At 76.0% G+C, this 17,121-nt stretch carries 10 protein-coding genes; 6 read left to right on the plus strand and 4 right to left on the minus strand.

Features of this window, described 5'->3' with window-relative positions:
• Nucleotides 1-3: 3 nt before the first annotated feature.
• The 3 genes from DBP14_RS06445 to DBP14_RS06455 form a co-directional block, all read right to left on the minus strand.
• On the minus strand, nt 4-834 hold the full coding sequence (locus DBP14_RS06445; RefSeq protein ID WP_129306071.1) for a hypothetical protein: 831 nt from the start codon (nt 832-834) through the stop codon (nt 4-6).
• A 115-nt stretch (nt 835-949) separates the two neighbouring features.
• Nucleotides 950-1,759, minus strand: a complete 810-nt coding sequence (locus DBP14_RS06450; protein ID WP_129306072.1) for an alpha/beta fold hydrolase — start codon at nt 1,757-1,759, stop codon at nt 950-952.
• A gap of 21 nt (nt 1,760-1,780) precedes the next feature.
• Nucleotides 1,781-3,436, minus strand: a complete 1,656-nt coding sequence (locus DBP14_RS06455) for an amidase (protein WP_129306073.1) — start codon at nt 3,434-3,436, stop codon at nt 1,781-1,783.
• Between the two features lie 233 nt (nt 3,437-3,669).
• On the opposite strand from DBP14_RS06455, the gene DBP14_RS06460 reads away from it, so the two are divergent.
• Nucleotides 3,670-4,680 (plus strand): AIR synthase-related protein, encoded by a 1,011-nt coding sequence (locus DBP14_RS06460; protein WP_129306074.1) that lies wholly within the window; start codon nt 3,670-3,672, stop codon nt 4,678-4,680.
• Between the two features lie 224 nt (nt 4,681-4,904).
• On the opposite strand, the gene DBP14_RS06465 is transcribed toward DBP14_RS06460, so the two are convergent.
• Nucleotides 4,905-6,260: an MFS transporter gene (locus DBP14_RS06465; RefSeq protein WP_129306075.1), complete on the minus strand. Its 1,356-nt coding sequence runs from the start codon at nt 6,258-6,260 to the stop codon at nt 4,905-4,907.
• 129 nt (nt 6,261-6,389) lie between these two features.
• On the opposite strand from DBP14_RS06465, the gene DBP14_RS37245 reads away from it, so the two are divergent.
• The 5 genes from DBP14_RS37245 (at nt 6,390) to DBP14_RS36690 (ending at nt 16,803) form a co-directional block, all read left to right on the plus strand.
• Entirely contained in the window at nt 6,390-8,132 is a 1,743-nt protein-coding gene (locus DBP14_RS37245; RefSeq protein ID WP_164992262.1) for a helix-turn-helix transcriptional regulator, read from the plus strand.
• Between the two features lie 318 nt (nt 8,133-8,450).
• On the plus strand, nt 8,451-9,440 hold the full coding sequence (locus DBP14_RS06475) for an AfsA-related hotdog domain-containing protein (RefSeq protein ID WP_129306077.1): 990 nt from the start codon (nt 8,451-8,453) through the stop codon (nt 9,438-9,440).
• A 13-nt stretch (nt 9,441-9,453) separates the two neighbouring features.
• Nucleotides 9,454-12,111: an AfsR/SARP family transcriptional regulator gene (locus tag DBP14_RS06480; protein ID WP_129306078.1), complete on the plus strand. Its 2,658-nt coding sequence runs from the start codon at nt 9,454-9,456 to the stop codon at nt 12,109-12,111.
• 475 nt (nt 12,112-12,586) lie between these two features.
• Nucleotides 12,587-14,779, plus strand: coding sequence for a LuxR C-terminal-related transcriptional regulator (locus DBP14_RS06485; protein ID WP_129306079.1), 2,193 nt, complete (start codon nt 12,587-12,589; stop codon nt 14,777-14,779).
• A complete protein-coding gene (locus tag DBP14_RS36690; protein ID WP_241740828.1) occupies nt 14,755-16,803 on the plus strand; it encodes an AMP-binding protein in 2,049 nt (682 codons plus the stop codon). Before DBP14_RS06485 ends, DBP14_RS36690 begins: the two co-directional genes overlap by 25 nt.
• The last annotated feature ends 318 nt before the right edge of the window (nt 16,804-17,121 follow it).

A 17,121-nucleotide genomic window follows, 5' to 3' on the forward strand; every position in this document is an offset into this window, starting at 1 on the left:
CGGTCACCCGGCCTTCCCGGCCGCGGTCACGGCCACCGTCGCGGCTGCGGGCACCTCGGACAGCAGGCGTTCCAGGGCCCGTGCGGTGGCGGGTGAGCGCAGCAGCTCGTCGTGGGGTACGTCGATGCGGTGCTCGTCGGCGACCGGGTGGTCCGGGGTGGTCGTCGTGAGGGCGGTGGCGGCCGACCAGGCGGGCAGCGGGCTGAGGGTGGTTGCCGCGGTGAGGTAGGAGACCAGGGAGACGAAGGCGCCGGAGAGTTCGTCGCGGATGTCCTCGTCGAGGTCGAGCCGCTCGGCGGCGGCGGCCACGGCGGCCGTGAAGGTTTCGGCGAGTTCCCGGCCGACGACGGGCAGCCGCTCGTCGCCGTACCGCGCCCGCAGGGCCTCGCCGCGGGCGTGGAACGCGTCGAGTTCGGCCGGGGTGAGCAGCGCGCCCAGGGAGTCGCCGGCGGTGTGGAAGTCGTCGTACAGACCTCTGTTCGCGGGGAGTTCGGGGTCCAGGAGGATCAGCCGGGGGGCGGGCTGCCAGTCGGCGATGCGCTCGGCGAGGGCCGCCGCGAAGACGCCGCCGGCGCAGTAGCCGAGCACCGCCTCCACGGGGGCGCCGAAGGCGCGGACCTCGCCGAGCCACCAGTCGAGGTAGGCGTTGCCGGTGGGCGGGACCTGGTCGTCGGGGCCGGGCGGGCGGCTCGTCCAGAGTGTGCGCGGCTGGTCGAGGAGCGGGGCGAGGTCGGCGAACTGGGCCGGCCCGCGGCTGCCCGCGGCGAAGTCGACCGCCAGCAGGAGACTTTCACTCTCTCCGCGCTTGAGCGTCTTCCACGCTATTCGGCTCACGGCGATTCCCTGTTTCTGTCCTCGGGCCACAAAAGGAGAATTCGTGGCAGCGGTGAACGTCACGCTAGATGCGGGCGGGCGCGGTGCGGACCCCTACCTTCGGCGGGGGCCACCCCTAACCTCGGATTCCGGCCCGGGCGCCGATACCGGTGGTGATGGCGTCGAGCACCTCGCGCTGGCGGTCGACGAGGTAGAAATGGCCGCCGGCGAACACCTGCACGTCACAGGCGGCGGTGGTGTGCGCGGACCAGGCGCGGGCCTCGTCGAGGGTGGTGTTGGGGTCGCTGTCCCCGGTCAGCACGGTGACAGGGCTGTCGATCCGCGCGCCGGGGTCGGCGCGGTAGGTCTCGACGGCCTTGTAGTCGTTGCGCAGCACGGGCAGGGCGAGCCGCATGATCTCCTCGTTGCCGAGGACCCGGTCGTCGGTGCCGCTGAGCCTGCGCAGCTCCCGGATGACGCCCTCGTCGTCGCGGGTGTGGACGCGGTCCGCGCGGGTGCGGGAGGGGGCGCGGCGGGCGGACGCGAACAGCCGGGCGGGGGCGGGCAGTCCGGCGCCGGCGAAGCGGCGGGCGATCTCGAAGGCGACGGTGGCGCCCATGCTGTGCCCGAAGAAGTACAGCGGCCGGTCGGCGTACTGCCGTACCTCCTCGAAGGCGAGGTCGGCGAGTTCGGGAACATTGTCGATCAGGGGTTCCCTACGGCGTTCCTGGCGGCCGGGATATTGCACGACGAGGACGTCGATGCCGGGGGTGAGCGCCTTGGCGACCGGGAAATAGAAACTCGCCGAACCGCCGGCGTGCGGAAAGCAGATGAGGCGGGGTGCGCCGGCCACGGCGGGGTGGTAGCGGCGAATCCAGTCGCTTTCGAGAAGGTCGGTGTCGGCCCCCTGTGCCTGGGTGTGCGCCAACTGCTGCTGTGTGGTCATGCGAAGCCCCTCGGGTCGTCGTCAGTGCTGGGTGTCGTCGGTGTCGGGCGCCGGTGCGGGAGCGGGGCCTGCGTCGGCGTCCGCGTCGGCATCGGCATCGGCATCGGCATCCGCGTCCGCGTCCATACCCGGGCCCGCGTCGGGAATGTCCGGGAGGAATCCGAAGAGCATCTCGGTGAGCTGCCACTGCCCGGCGAACTCGGCGAGTTCCGCCTCCGGGACGGGCACGCCGGCCCGCCGCAGTGCTTCGCCGAGCTGCCGCTGGGCGTCCGGCTCGGAGGGGGCGCCCTGCGGGAGGACGACCGGTGCGGGACGGCCCGCCGGGAGCGGGCCGGGGGCGCGCAGGTGCCAGTCGGTGTGCTGCTGGTAGGCGTCGGCGACGGCGAGCAGGGCCCGGTCGGTGCCGGGGGCGCCGGCCAGTTGCAGGGACAGCGGGAGACCCGCCGGGTCGAAGCCCATGGGCAGGGCGACGGCGGGGAAGCCGACGGCACTCCACAGGCTGGGCAGCCAGGACACGGCGCCGAGGCCCGCCGGGTCGTCGTAGCGGGGGGCGACGCCGGGCCAGGTGGGGGTGGCGATCGCGTCGAGTCCGTCGAGCCGGCGGCGCAGCCCGGCCGCGCCCCAGGCACGGACCCGCTGGGCGTGGACGTACACGGAGGCGGGGATCAGGCCGCCGAGGACGAGGGTGCGCCGGAAGGGCCGCCCGTACTGGTCCCAGCGGGCGCGCAGTCCGGCGCCGTGGGTGTCGAAGCCCTCGGCGAGGAGGGTGATGAGCTGGGCGGCGAACAGCGGGTACAGCTCGGGGAGTTCGACGCTGACGACCTTGGCGCCCTGGTCCCTGAGGCGTTCGAGGGCGGTGTCGAAGGCGTCCCGGCAGTCCGGGGAGAGCTGGCCGGCCTCCTCCAGGGCGCGGTCGGGCACGCCGACGCGCACGCCGTCCAGGCCGGTGCGCCACTCGGGTTCGGGGGCGTCCCAGGCGGCGGCGACACCGAGGGCGCGGGCCGCGTCGCGGACGGTACGGGCCAGGGTGCCGACGGTGTCGAGGCTGGGCGCGAGCGGGCGGCAGCCGGCGGTCGGGACGAGGCCGTGGGTGGGCTTGACGCCGGTGACCCCGCACAGGGCGGCGGGGATGCGGATGCTGCCTCCGGTGTCGGTGCCGAGGCCGACGTCGAACAGGCCGTGCACGAGCCCGGCCGCGCTGCCGCTGCTGGAACCGCCCGGGTAGCGGTCGGGGTCCCAGGGGTTGCGCGGCACGGGGAACGGCAGGGCCGGGTCGGGGCGGCCCAGCGCGTGCTCGCCCGCGGTGGTCAGGCCCAGCGGGACGGCGCCGGCGGCGCGCAGCCGTCGTACGGCCACGGCGTCCCGGCCGCGGTGCCAGTCGGCGTCGTGCACCTTGCTGTGCCCGGTGGGGACGGCCTCGCGGGTGGCGAAGACGTCCTTGACACCGAGGGTCACCCCGTCGAGCGGGCCTGTGCCGGTGGTGGCGGTGTGCGGCTCGTCGGCGTGTGGTGCGCCGACGTGTGGTGCGTCGGCGCGTGGTGCGTCGATCTGCGGCTCGCCGGTGTGCGGTTCGCCGGTGTGCGGTGCGTCGAAGCGGTGCGCGAACACCCCGAGCCGCTCGTCGAGGCGGTCGGCGGGGAGCCGCCCCCGCTCCCCCCGGGTACTGACGTCCACCATGGCCGCTCTCCGTAGGTCCGTTGACTGCCCGGGCGTTCCGGGTCTACGACCCTAGGAAGGGGTCACGGGCGTGCAGTCCCCCTTGACGGACCCCTGCCCACCCCTGAATTCCCACCCCTGCCTGCCGGTTGTCCTCGGGCTTCCCGGCTACGGTGGCAGGGGCGCCCGGAACAGGACGGCGTCCGGGGCGGTCCAGGCCGCCGCGATCCCGGGTCCGGAAAGGGGGGATTTCCTTGCTGCGGGACGACACACCTCTGCCCATCGGGCAGGTGACGCTGTACGACGACGCGGGCGACGCCTCTCCGGCCCGCGTCCTGATCTCCGCGCTGGGCGACCTCTACGACCCCGGACCGGCCCCGGAGGACGGCCCATTGGCGCTGCGCACCGCGACATCCGTCGTCGACCCGCCGTTCTTCGGCAACGGCGACATCGGGCGGCTCGCGGTCTGTACGGCCGTCAACGCGCTCGCGGCCACCGGCGCGCTGCCGCGCCGGCTGGCGCTGGCCGCCGTCGTCGAGGCGGGGCTGCCGTCCGTGCTGCTGCACCGGGCCGCCGGGTCCGTACGGGAGGCCGTGCGGGAGGCCGGGGTGCGGGTCGCGGCCGTCGACGCGCGGGTGGTGCGGGCCGGTGAGGTCGATCAACTCGCCCTCATGGCGACGGCGTTCGGGGTGTTTACCCGCCCGCCGCTGGACGCGTCCGCGCTGCGCCCCGGCGACCGCGTCCTGCTCTCCGCCCCGCTGGGCAGCCACGCCGTGCACGTGCTCTCGCTGCGCGCCGGACTGGGGTACGAGTACCACGTGCCCAGCGACGCCGCCCCGCTGGCCGGACTGGTCGAAGGGGTCCGCGCGGCCCTGCCGCCGGACGCGGTCCGCGCGGCCGGGGCGGTGGCCGAGGGCGGACTGGCGGCGGTCCTGCGGGAGTTCGCGTCCCGCTCGGGCCACGCGGTGCGCGTCGACGAGTACGCGCTCCCCGTCCCCTACGGTGCCCGCGAGGCGTTCGACGTGCTCGGCCTCGACCCGCTGTACGCCGCAGGAGCGGGCTGCCTCTGCCTGGTGGTCGCCCCCGAGGCGGAACCGGCCGCCCTGACCGCCCTGCGCGCCCACCGCGCGGGCCGCCTCGCCACGGCGGTGGGGTGGATCGGCGGCACCGCGCGCGGTGTCGTCGAAGTCCGCGCGCTGGACGGCACGGTGACGCCGGTGCGCGCGGAGGGGGAACTCGACGGGGGGCCGGCCCGGTTGCTGTGAGGCGGGAGGCCGCCGTGGCGCTACGGGTTGCATCCCGGCTGCCGGTCCGTCGGAGCTTGTCGCGCAGTTCCCCGCGCCCCTGGGGGGGCGACCCGGTCGGCCGGGCCGGGCCCTGCGTTGCAGCGGGAGCCCGGCCCGGGCGTCATTCCGGCTACCGGTCCGTCGGAGCTTGTCGCGCAGTTTTTTCCCCCCGCGAGGGGATCCGCGGTTGGCCGGGCTGGGCCTCAGTTGGATGGGCTCTCGGGGGGTGTCGTTCTGCCCCGCCCCAGTACTGCGGTCGCCGCCGCTGCCGCGAGGGCGGGGAGCAGGGCGATGCCGACGAGGATGCCCTCGCGGGCCGTGTGCGACTGGGTGACGGCGAGGCCGGTGCCGGAGGAGACGTAGCCGAACGCGGCCAGCGTCAGGCCGTAGAGGAAGGGGCCGACGGCCAGGCCCAGGGTCTCGCAGGTGGTGAACAGGCCCGAGGAGACGCCCGCCCCGCGCAGCTCCTGACCGGCGATGCAGTCCTGCAACAGGGCGTACAGGAACAGCAGTTGTCCGGCATGTCCGGCGCCGGCGACGACCATGAGTAGCAGGACCAGGGGCAGCGGCAGGACCGGCGCGGCGAACAGCAGCAGGCAGCCGGTGCCGAACACGGCGCAGGCCCACCGGTATCCGGCGCGGTGTCCTACGCGGGCGCCGAGCCGGGTCCAGGCGCGCACGGTGAGGAGGTTGGGGGCGACGAACGCGGCGACGAGCAGGCCGGTGGCGTTCTTGTCGCCGAGGATGTGCTCACTGAAGTAGGGGGCGCCCGCCGTGAGGCCCCCGGTGGCCACCGACTGGATGACGATCCCGGCGAGGAGCGCGGGGAAGCCCGGGATCGCGCGCGCGAAGGCGAGTTGCCGGCGCAGTCCGGCGGGCCGGTCGCCCGGGCGGGTGTCCGGTGCCGCACGCCGGGGCGCGCCCTTGACGCCGAGCACCACGCCCGCCGTCCCGGCGAGCACGCACAGCGCGCCGAAGACGCCGACGAGCCGGTGGCCCGGCACTCCCCCGCCGCCCGCGTCCACCAGTGCCGGGCCGGCGCCGCCGATGAGCAGCGCGGACACGGCGATCACGGCGACGCGGCCGGCCACGAGGGCGACCCGGTCGGCCGGCCGTTCGGTCAGCTCGGCGGGCAGCGCGGAGTACGGCACCTGGAAGAAGGCGTAGGCGGTCGCGGCGAGGAAGAAGCCGACGGCGGCCCACCAGACGCCGGCCGCGTGGGAGCCGGGCGCGGAGAACATCAGGGCGAACGCGGCGGCCACCCCGACGCCTCCGGCCGGCAGATGGAGAGCGCGGCGGGGCCGCAGGTCCCCGGCATGGCCGACGAGGGGTCCCAGCAGGGCGTTCCACACCTTGGGCACGAGGACGACGGTGCCGGCGAGGGCCGCGCCGGCGCCGAGGGTGTCGGTGAGGTACGGCAGCAGCAGGAGGCCGGGCAGCGTGCTGAACGCGCCGGTGACCAGGGCTCCGGAGGCGTACCCGGCCCGTAGCCCGCGGCGGACGCCGGGCACGGGGGGTGCCGTTCCCTCGCGGGCGGCGGGTTGTGAGTCGACAGCCATGGTTCGAGCCTGAACCGGCCCCGGAACCGGCAGTAGTCCGGTGTTCACCCCACGTTCGGGGGAGTTCCTGTCGTGCAACTACCGGACAGGGGCGCACCCTTGGAGCGGCGGCGCGGGTGGGAGAGGGTCGTGGTGACCAGGGGGAAGGCAGGTACGGGGATGCTGACCGAGGACATCACGAACGGCGGCGCGGAAGCGGCCGGGGGCGGGGCCGGGGCCGGGCTGCTGCGGGTCGCGGCGAGTGGTCTGCACCGGGAGGCCAACGCCGCGGCCTCGCTGCTGCGGCTCCTGCCGCCCGACGACGTGGAGGCGGCCTCGCTGCGCGCGCGTGCGCTGGTGCTGGCGGGCCGCCCCGAGGCCGCCCTGCGTGCGTACACGCCGCTGCCGGCGTCCGCGAGGGAGACACCCACCAGGGCAACGGCTTTGCGCCTGCTGGGCCGTTGGAACGAGGCCGAGCAGTGCCTGGACCACTGCGCCCCCGGCCGGCCCACCACGGCCGACGGCACACCGGCCCATTCGTGGCCCGTCGGCCCGTCGGCCCACGAATGGACAGCGGAGTGCGCCGCCCTCGCCCTCGACCGCGGCGAACCGGTCCTGGGCCGCCCCGCCCAACACTGGGCACAGCAGGCACTGCGCACCGCGCAACGGACCGACGCCGACACCGCGGCCCAGCCGCGCCAGGCTATGACTCCGACCGCCCGCACGCCGGAGCAGGCACCGCGCACCGCGCACCCGGCCCTCGACACTCCGCCCCGCCACCACCTGGACCCCGCACCCCTCGACCCGGCCCGGGAAGCAGTGCCCACCGCGGATCCCGCCACCGGCAGCTTTCCCCAGCCGCATCCGGCGCCCGCCCCGCCCGACCCGGGCCTCGACACCACGCGCCATCCTCATCCGGTTCCCGCAGCCCCGGACTCGGCCCAGGTGGCACCACACGCCCCGAACGCCGCCCCCGACACCCCTCCCCAACCGCATCCGGCGCCTGGGCCGCCCGGCCCGACCCGCGAGGTGCCCCGCCGCGAACACCCCACCCCCACCCCCGGCACCGCGTACGCGTGTTCGCTTCTTGCTGCCGCCTGCGCCGCCGCCGGGCTTTTCGGGGCCGCTCTCGATGCCGCCGATGCCGCTGTGCGGGAGCTTGAGGTTCTCGGGGAGGACGGGCTGTTGCGCAGGCTGGACGCGGTGTGCCGGGTGGCCGACGCGTTGTTCCACACGGGGCGCCGGCATGCGGCGGAGCGGTGGCTGGAGGCGGCGTTGGTGCCGGCGCGGGAGGCCGGGCAGGAGCTGGTGGCGGGCCGGCTGGAGCTGGGGCTCGCGCGGGCGCGGCTCGCCGCGGAGGATCACGCGGCGGCCGGCCGGTGGGCCGAGCGGGCGGCGGAGTCGGCGCGGCGGACGGGCGGTGTGCCGCTGGCCGTGGACGCTGACCTGTGGCTGGCCCGGATCCGGCTCGCCGCCGGTGACAGCGTCGCCGCGCTCGCGGCGGCCCGCGCGGCGGCGCGGGGGGCACGCCCGCTGGGCGGGGTGTGGCGGGACCGTGCGCAGGCCCGGCTGCGCGAGGTGCGGGTCGTCCTCGAACAGGAGGCGCCTGGGACGGTGCCGCCGGCGGCGCCCGGTGACGGGGACGCGGCGGACGGGGCGGGGACGGCACCGGGGTCGGAGTCCGCGTCGCTGAGCCGGCGGGAGGCGCAGGTGGCGCTGCTGGTCAGTGAGGGCTGCACGAATCATCAGATCGCGGCCCGGCTCCAGGTCAGTCCGAAGACGGTGGAGACCCATCTCAGCCGTATCTTCAAGAAGCTCGGCATCACCTCGCGCGCCCAGGTGGCGCACTGGGTCGGAGTGGGCGCGGGCCCCGCCCGGGACATCGGGGGATGACGTCCCGGGCGGGGCTGGCAGACGGCGCCGGCCCGCGGTGACGGGGGGATCGGTGGGACCGTGCCGTGGGCACCACCCTCGCGCCGGCGGCATGAGCGTGACTAAAGCGCGGCTGGCGTGCCACCAGCGGCGTCACCCCAACTAACTGCCGTGCAACTTGCTGCCACCGTCCCCGGCTGGCATCCGGGACCGTCGGTTTCGCACCCTTGTGGGCGTGGGCCGTCCGCGTGACGGCCACGGGGACAGCGCGCGCCGCACGACGGGCCCTCCCCCACGCTCTGCGAGCAGGGAGCGCTCCCAACGCGCCGAGGAGAGACCATGACTGTCGACACGACCAGCAGCACCGTGCAGGGACTCACGTACGCCACCCGCCACCTGATCCACTGTCCGACGTCCTGGGAGCACTACCTCCTGGACGCGCCCAGCAGCGGCGAGGAGAACTTCGTCCTGGCCGGCGCCGTGCCCACCGGGCACCCGCTGTTCAACGACGGTCCGGGCCACTTCCACGACGCGCAGTCGGTCACGGAGGAGGTCCGCGAGGTCGGCGAGTTCGTCGGCCACCGCTACTTCGGCGTGCCGCGTGACCGGCCGGGGCTGTTCTACCGGTTCTCGCTCGCCCTGACCGATCTGCGGGCCTGGCGCGCCGGTGACAGCGAGCCGCCCCGGATGACGACGCGGCTGACCGCCCGCCCCGACCACATGATCGGCGGGGTGCCGCGCGGCCTGACGTTCGGTGTCGACGTCCGCATCGACGACGTCCCCTGCTGCACCGGCAGCGCGGGCCTGGTGTTCCTCACCCCCGCCCTGCACCGCAACCACGTGGAGCACAGCCGCCGCGCCCTGCGGGCCGCGCCGGAGCTGGACGACGCCCCGGACGGCGCGGGCTGGCCGGTGGACCCGGCCGAGATCGGCCGCCGCGCGCCGGGCAACGTGGTGGTGTGCGAGCCGAGCGTGTCGGCGCAGGGCCGGCTGACGACGTGGATCCTCACCCGGGGTGACAATCCGGCGCTGGCGCCGTCCGACGACGGGCAGGTCTCGGGTCTGCTGCTGCTGGAGGCGCTGCGCCAGACGTCGATCCTCACGGCGGGCCGGGCCAGCGGGGTCGACGCCGACCGGGCCGTGGTCGCCGACTGGGACGTGCACTTCCGCGGCTACGCGCAGGCGGGGCTGCCGCTGCGCTGTGTCGCGGTGCCGGGGCCGCTGGAGCGGGACGCCGAGGGGCGCCCGTCGGTGCCGGTGACCCTGACGGTGACACAGCACCGGCGCGCGGTGGCCGAGGCCCGCACCAGTGTCGTGCAGGATCTGTGACCCGGGTGTCCGCATGAGGTTCCGCATCCTCGGCCCGATGGAGATCGAGGGCAGCGCCGGCCCCGGGGTGTCGTACACGCCGCGGGCCGCGAAGCTCCGTGTCGTGCTCGGCACGCTGCTGGTGCGCGGCGGCGAGGTGGTGTCCGTGCAGGCGCTGACGGACGAGCTGTGGCAGGACGATCCGCCGCGTACGGCGACCACCACACTCCAGGTGTACATCTCGCAGCTGCGCAAGCAGCTCAACGCCGCCGAGGACGGGTTCGGCCGCGAGTCGCTGGTGACCCGGCAGCCGGGCTATGTGCTGCGGCTGGAGCCGGACCAGCTGGACCTGGCCCGGTTCGAGGCACTGCACGCGCGCGGCCGCAAGGCGCTGGAGTCGGGTGACTTCGCGCAGGCGTCGGCGCTGCAGCGGCAGGCGGTCGAGCTGTGGCGCGGCCCGCTGCTGTCGGACACTCCGCACGGTCCCGCGCTGGACGCGGCGGCGGTCCGGCTGGACGAGGCGGGCGTGGCCGCCCTGGAGCAGCGGATCCGGGCCGACCTGGAACTGGGCCGGCACCGGGACCTGATCGCCGAGCTCCAGTCGGTGACCACGCGGTACGCCCTGCGCGAGGAGTTCCACGGCCATCTGATGCTGGCGCTGTTCCGGTCGGGCCGGCAGGCGGAGGCGCTGCGCGTGTTCACGCAGTTGCGGCACACGCTGGTGGAGGAGCTGGCGATCGAGCCCGGTCCGGCGCTGCAACGGCTGCACGGCCGGATCCTGGCGGGCGACGCCGGGCTGCTGGTCGACGAGGCCGCGCCGACCGGCACGGTCACCGTGGCGCAGACCCGGGGCCGGCCCGTCGCGCTGCCCACCGCCGACCCGGCGTTCACCGGCCGGGACACGGAACTCGCCCGGGTGGTCGCGCTGTTGACGTCGGCACCGGCCGGGACATGTGTGGCCGTCGCCGGGATGCCCGGGGTCGGCAAGACGGCCTTGGCCGTGGAGGCCGCGCACCGCTGCGCGGACGCGTTCCCCGACGGCCGGCTGTTCCTCGACCTGGAGCCCGAGCCGGGCCGCCCGCTGACCGCCGCGCAGGCGCTGACCCGGCTGCTGCGGCGGGCGGGCGAGACGGGCCCGCTGCCGGAGGCGGTGGAGGACCTGCGGGACGCGCTGCACGTGCTGCTGGCGGGCCGCCGTCTGCTGCTCGTCCTGGACCACGCCGCCTCCGAGGCCCAGCTGCGTCCCCTGCTGCCGGCGACCGAGGGGTGCCGCGCGCTGGTCACCATCCGCCGCACCCCGGCGTCCCTCGCGGCCGTCCGCACGGTGACCCTGGCCCCCCTTCCGCCGGAAGCGGCCCGCACCCTGCTGACCACGGCCTCCGGGCGGATCCGGCCGGGGGCCACGTCCGGCCCGGATGCCTCCAACGGCTCGGATGGGTCGGTACGGCCACCTGTCGCGGCCCGGGACGCTGTCGTACGACGGCTCGTCGGGCACGGTCGGGGCGCGGCCGGGGCCGAGGACGCGCGGGGGCCCGCCGCCGAGGTCGCCGTGCTCTGCGGGGGCCTGCCGCTGGCGCTGCGCAGCGCGGCGGCACAGCTCGCGGCACGCCCGCACTGGACCCTCCAGACCCTCGTGGACCGGCTGCGCGACGCACGGGACCGGCTGGACGCTCTGCGGGTCGGTGAACTCGACGTCCGGGACGTCCTGTTGACGGCGTACGCGGCGGCGACGGCGCAGCAGCAGCGGTCCTTCCGGCTGCTGGCCCTGCTGCCCGACGCCCCCTTCGAGACCGGTCCGGCGGCAGCCGTGCTGGGGCTCGGCGCCGAGGCGGCCGGACGTGGTGTGGAGAGCCTCGTCGACGTACGGCTGCTGGAGGCCGACGAGTCGGGCCGCTACCGCTTCCACCCGCTGCTGCGGCTGCTCGCCGCCGAACTGCTCGCGCGGCACGAGCCCGAGGACTCGGCGCGGGACGCGGCGGGCCGGCTCGCCGAGGTGTACGCGGGCACCGGGCCGGTTGCGGGCGGTGCCGCGACCACCCCGCGCACCGATCTGCCGGCCCTCGTCGGCGTCCTGCGCACCGCGCACGCGCACGGTGCCTGGCCGTCGGCGCTGCGGCTGGCCGACGCCCTGTCCGGCAGTCTCGAATCGCACGCCGCGTGGCCCCTGTGGCGGACGGCGCACACGCTCGGGCTGGACGCGGCGCGGCGGGCCCGGGACCGGGCGGGCGAGGCGCGGATGCTGCGCTCGCTCGGCGATCTGGCGTGGCAGCAGCGGCAGTTGGGGCGCTGTGAGGAGCTGTACGAGTCGGCCGTGCGGGCGGCGCGGGGGTGCTCGGACGAGCATGAGCACGGGCGGGCGCTGGTGGGGCTGGCCGATGTGCGGTTGGACGCGGGGGCGTACGACGAGGCGGGCGTGCTGCTCGATACCGCTCTCGGTGCGCTTCCGGAGCGTTCGCCGGCCCGGTTCGACGCGCTGCGGGCAGGGGCGTTGCTTGCGCTGGACCTTGGTGACGAGGTGACGGCTGCGGCGCGGTTCACCGCGTGCCGGGAGCTGGCCGCTGCGTTGCGGGATCGGCGGTTGGAGGCCTATGCCCGCAGGTGCCTGCGGCGGCTTGGGGAGTCTGAGGTTGCGCCGGCGGTGGAGGTTCGGCCGGGGGTGTGGCGGTTGAGGGGGGTTGCGGAGGCGGCGTAGGTCGGGCGGCGGGGGTGGGTGGGCCTCGGTCGTTCGGGTGCGGGTTGAGTGTGGCTTGTCGCGCAGTTCCCCGCGCCCCTGAGTTTGTTGGTGTCGGCCGCGTTCAAAAGTAGCCGTTGGGACAGGCACCCCTTCGCGCAGTTCCCCGCGCTCCTGGGCTTGTTGGTGTCGGCCGCGTTCAAAAGTAGCCGTTGGGACGGGCGCCCCATTGCGCAGTTCCCCGCGCCCCTGGGGGGTTGGTGCCGGGCGGGTTGGCAGGTGGACGTTCTTTGAGGGTGCGTTTAAGGCGGGCTTTGGGGGTGGGGGGGAGGGTGGGGGGAGCCACCTTCAGGGGGAGAGCATGAGCGTTGTTGAGCGGGCTCCGCGGGTTTTGGGGATGCGGTCGGGGTTGGTGGGTGGGGGGCGGCCTCTTGTGGGGAGGGAGGCCGAGCTGATCGGGCTCGGGGGGCGGTTGGGGGACGTCGGGGCTCGGCTGGTGACGTTGACCGGGCCCGGTGGGGTGGGGAAGAGCGCGTTGGCGGGGGCCTTCGAGCCGGCGCAGGGGCAGTTCCGGGGGGTGCGGACCGCCGATCTGGCGCCCGCAGCCTCGGCGGACGAGGCCGCGGCCACCGTGCTGCGGCTGACCGCCGAACTGCGCAGGATCCCCGGGGACGCGGATGCTCTGCTGGTTCTCGACGGCTGTGACCATCATGGGGAGCCGTTGACCACCATGCTGACCGAACTCCTCTCCCCCAGGGGGCGGTTGCGGGTACTGGCGACCAGCCGGGAGCCCTTGCGGGTCGCCGGTGAGCTGCTGCTTCCCGTGCGCCGGCTGCCGGTTCCGGCGGGCGCGTGCGACGATCCCGGTGAGCTGGCCGGCAATGCCTCGGTCGCCCTGTTCACCCGGGCCGCGCGGGACGTCGTACCCGGATTCGCCGTCACCGAGGAGAACGCCGCCGCCGTCGCCACGCTGTGCGGGCTGCTCGAAGGGCTGCCGCTGGCACTGGAGTTGGCGGCCGGGCGGTTGCGGCTGTTCACTCCGCAGGTGCTGCTGGCCCGGCTGCGGCACCGTGGCGGCGCGCTGACCGCGCTGTCCGGCGGGCCGGTGCACGCTCCGGCCCGGCACCGTTCGCTCGCCGCGCTCGCGGAGTCCGCCGTGGCCGGGCTGAGCCGGGACGAGCTGACGCTGCTCGGCCATCTCGCGGTGTTCGAGCCCAGGTTCGGGCTGCCGATGCTGGAGCGGGTCTCACCCCTGCCCCGGGCGGAGACGGACGCCGTCCTCGACGCGCTGCTCGACCGAAGCCTCGTCGTCGCCCTCGACCAGGAGCAGGGGGAGCCACGGTTCGCGGTGCCCGAGCCGGTGCGGTCCCACATGGGAGAGGAACTGGCCGCCGACGGGCTGCTGGAGGCGGCCCAGGACCGGCACGCCAGTGCCTACCGGCACCTCGTCACCACCGTCGAACCCCGGCTGACCGGACCCCGGCAGAGTCACTGGCTGCGTGTGCTGGCCGCCGAGCACCCCAACATCGTGGCGGCGCTGCGCCGCCTGCGGCAGTGCGGCGCCGTCGAGGACGTGGCCTCGCTGGTCCTCGCCCTGCGGCTGCCCTGGCTGGTGCAGGGGCACCTGCGGACCGGCGTGGAGTGGTGCGACTCGCTCGGCCAGGACGAACCGGCACCGGACAGCGCCGGCACGCGGCCCTCACTGCCCGAACCGCTGCGGGCCCGCCTCGTCGACCTGTCGGCGACGTTCACGCTGGCCCTCGGCGACGCCGACCTCGCCGTACGGCGGCACCGCCGGGCCCTCGCCCTGTCCAAGCGGCTCGGTGACCGCCGGCAGACGGCACTGGTGACCGCACGGATGGGCCTCGCACTGCTCCGCCACGGCGACCCCGCGGGCGCGGTCGCCGCGCTCGGCCCCGCGCTGACCGCCCTGGAGTCGCTGGGCGCGGCCGCCCCGGCGGCGGACACGGCGGTCGCGCTGGCCGCCGCGCTCCGCGCGCAGGGCGACACGCGCAAGGCGCAGGACGCCCTGGAGAAGGGGCTCGACGCGCACCGCCGGGTGGCGGACGCCCGCGGGCTGGCGGCGGCGCTGCGCGAGTCGGCGGCCGGGGCCGTGGAACGCGACGACACCCGGACCGCGGCGACAGCCCTGCGCGAGTGCCTGGAGCTGTACCGGTCACTGGACGAGCGCACCGAACTCCCGGGCGTGTTGGAGGAGTTGGCGCTGCTGTGGCTGCGGACCGACGCGGCGGCGGGCGGCCCCCGGATCACCCGCGTCCTGGCGTCCTGTTCGGCCCTGCGCACGGCACTGGGCAGCACCGCCGACGCCGCGCGCCGGGCGGCCGTCGAGGAGGCCCTGGACGCCCTGCGCTCCCGGCTGCCCGGAACCGGTTTCACCGTGGCCTGGGCCGAGGGCCTGCGGATGCCGGCGGCCACCGCGTTCGAGGAGGCGCTGGCCGCTCCGGCGCCCGACACGCGCCCGGCCGCCCCCACCCCGGAGGCGCAGCCGCTCACCCCCCGGCAGGTGCAGGTGGCGATGCTGGTCGCGGAGGGGCTGACCAACCGCCAGATAGCGGCCCGGCTGGACATCTCGGAGTGGACGGTCGTCAACCACGTACGGCAGATCATGCGGAGACTGGGCTGCACCTCCCGCCTGCAGGTGGCATGGTCGGTGGGCCGGTGGACGTGACCGGCCGGGACACGGTCCCGGTCCCGCTGCCGGACGGGTCGAGCGTGCCGGCGGCCGTCGCCGGGCGCTGGCGCGCGGCCGGGCTCTGGCGCGCCGAGGGCTTCGTGCACGACGTGCTGCGCGCCGCCGCGGCGCACCCCGACCGTCCCGCCTTCGTCGGCCACCGCGCCCACCTGCCGCCTGACCGGCGCACGGTCACGGTGTCGTACGCCCGGCTCGCCCTCTGCATGGACCGTTTCGCGGCCGCGTTGCGCTCCCTGGGGGTCGGGGAGAACGACCCGGTGGCGGTGCAGCTGCCCAACTGGTGGGAGGCGGCGGCCCTCGCGCTGGCCTGCTGGCGGATCGGTGCGGTGGTGGTGCCGGTGCTGCCGGGGGTGCGGGCGCCCGACCTGGAGCGGATCCTGGCGGACACGCGGGCCCGGGTGTGCGTGGTGCCGGACCGGTGGGAGGAGTACGGCCACGCCGAGGTGCTGGCGGAACTCGCGCACCGGCTGCCCTGGCTGCGGCGCCGGGTGGTCCTCGGCGACGCGGGGTCGACGGGGGCGGTGGACTTCGGGACGTACTTCCTGCGCACCGCACACGAACGCGGCCCGCACGGCCGCGACCTCCCCCTCTCCCTGGCCGCGCCCGACCGCCCCGCGCTCCTGCTGACGGTGATGGGCATGGGCGAGGACCACGGCGCGGTACTGCACACGGCCAACACCCTGTACGCGGGGTTCGCGGCGCAGTCGGGGGTGACGGAGCCCTGGGCGGGGGGCCCGCGCCGGGCGGGGAGCGAGCCCCGGACCACCGGAGGGAGGATCAGGGCAGGAGGCGGGTCCGGGGGCGCGGAGACCGGCCCCGGGACAGGTGGCGATCCGGTGGACCGGCTCGTGTACGCACCGACAGACCGGCCGGGGGTCGAGACGGGAGTCCGGGCGGAGGGCGGGCCGGAAGCCTGGCCCGGAGACGGGCCCGGAGCCTGGCCCGGGGACGATCCCGGGATCAGGCCCGCAGCCTGGTCCGGGGACGAGTCCGGTGGCGGGTCTCGGGGGGTGTTCGGGGAAGGGGTTGCGGGCGCCCCCGGCGCGACCTCCGGCACGACCCCCGGTGCGGCGCCCGGTGTGTTCGCCACGCCGCTCCCCCTCACCTCCCTCGCCTCGCTCCTCTACTCGGTGTGCTGGCCGTTGGCGGCCGGCGGCACCGGGGTGTTCCAGGATGTGTGGGACCCGCGGGTCTTTCTCGGTCTGGTCGAGTCCGCCGGTGTCGACCGGGTGTACGCCACGCCCGCGCTCTGGTCCGAGCTGCTGGCCGCGCAGCGGCAGGAACGCCGGGACGTGTCGGGACTGCGGCTGGCGCTGACGGGCGGCCGCGTGGACACGCCTCCCGCGCTGCCGGGGGACCTGCGGGCCGAACTGGGCGTGCGGGTGCGGGACGTGTGGGGGTCGCCCGAGGCGGGGCTGGGCGCGCTGTCGTACGGCTCCGGGGAACGCCCGCTCCCGGGACTGGAAGTGGCGCTGCGGAACGGGCAGCTGGCAGTGCGCGGCCCTTCGGTCGCGACGGCCGCCTGGCGGCACGGGGAACCGGTGACGGCGGCCTGGGAACGGTCGGACGGCTGGCTGGACACGGGGGACGCGGCGCTGCCGGGGCAGCCGGGGCGGCCCGGAGAGGTCACCGTGGTGGGCCGCGCCGACGAACGCACCGGCGGGCTGTTCGTCGTACCGGTGGACGCGTTGGAGGCCGCGCTGCTGTCGCATCCGCGGGTCGGGGAGGCGGCCGTGGTGGAGTACACGGACGCCACGTACGGGGAGATGCCGTGCGCCGTGGTGGTGCCCGCGCTCCAGGAGGAACCGCCGGGGCTGGTGGAGCTGCGCGAGCATCTCTCCCGCGCCGGGCTCACGGAGGCGTTCCTGCCGACCCGCCTGGAACTGGTCGGCTCCCTCCCCCGGGACACCGGGGGCCGCCTCCGCAAGGAGGCCCTCCGAACCTGGCTGACCCGCCTCCGCCCCGGCACACCCCGGCCCCGCCCGGTCGCACCGGAGTGACCCGTCCGCAAGGCGTTGCAACGGGGCCGGGACCCATACCGGGGACGGTGCCGCGCCGGATCCCGAGGCCATGCCCGAGGCCCGCGGACGAAGGCCGGGCTGCGTGCCGGTCGCGCGGAACAGCCGGCCTGCGCCAGGGTGCTCACCCGGGCCTGCCCCGCGCGTGACGGCCAGCCTCAGAGGGCCGCCCGACCGCGCACCGTGCTGGTCGTCCTGTCGGCACGCATGCACGCATGCACGCATGCACGCATGCACGCCGGAGAGCCTCGCAGGATCGCCCGCGCGCACGGCACTGAGCCCCGCCGGGACAGGCGCCCT

It is taken from the genome of Streptomyces sp. L2, assembly GCF_004124325.1.
GTDB lineage: Bacteria > Actinomycetota > Actinomycetes > Streptomycetales > Streptomycetaceae > Streptomyces.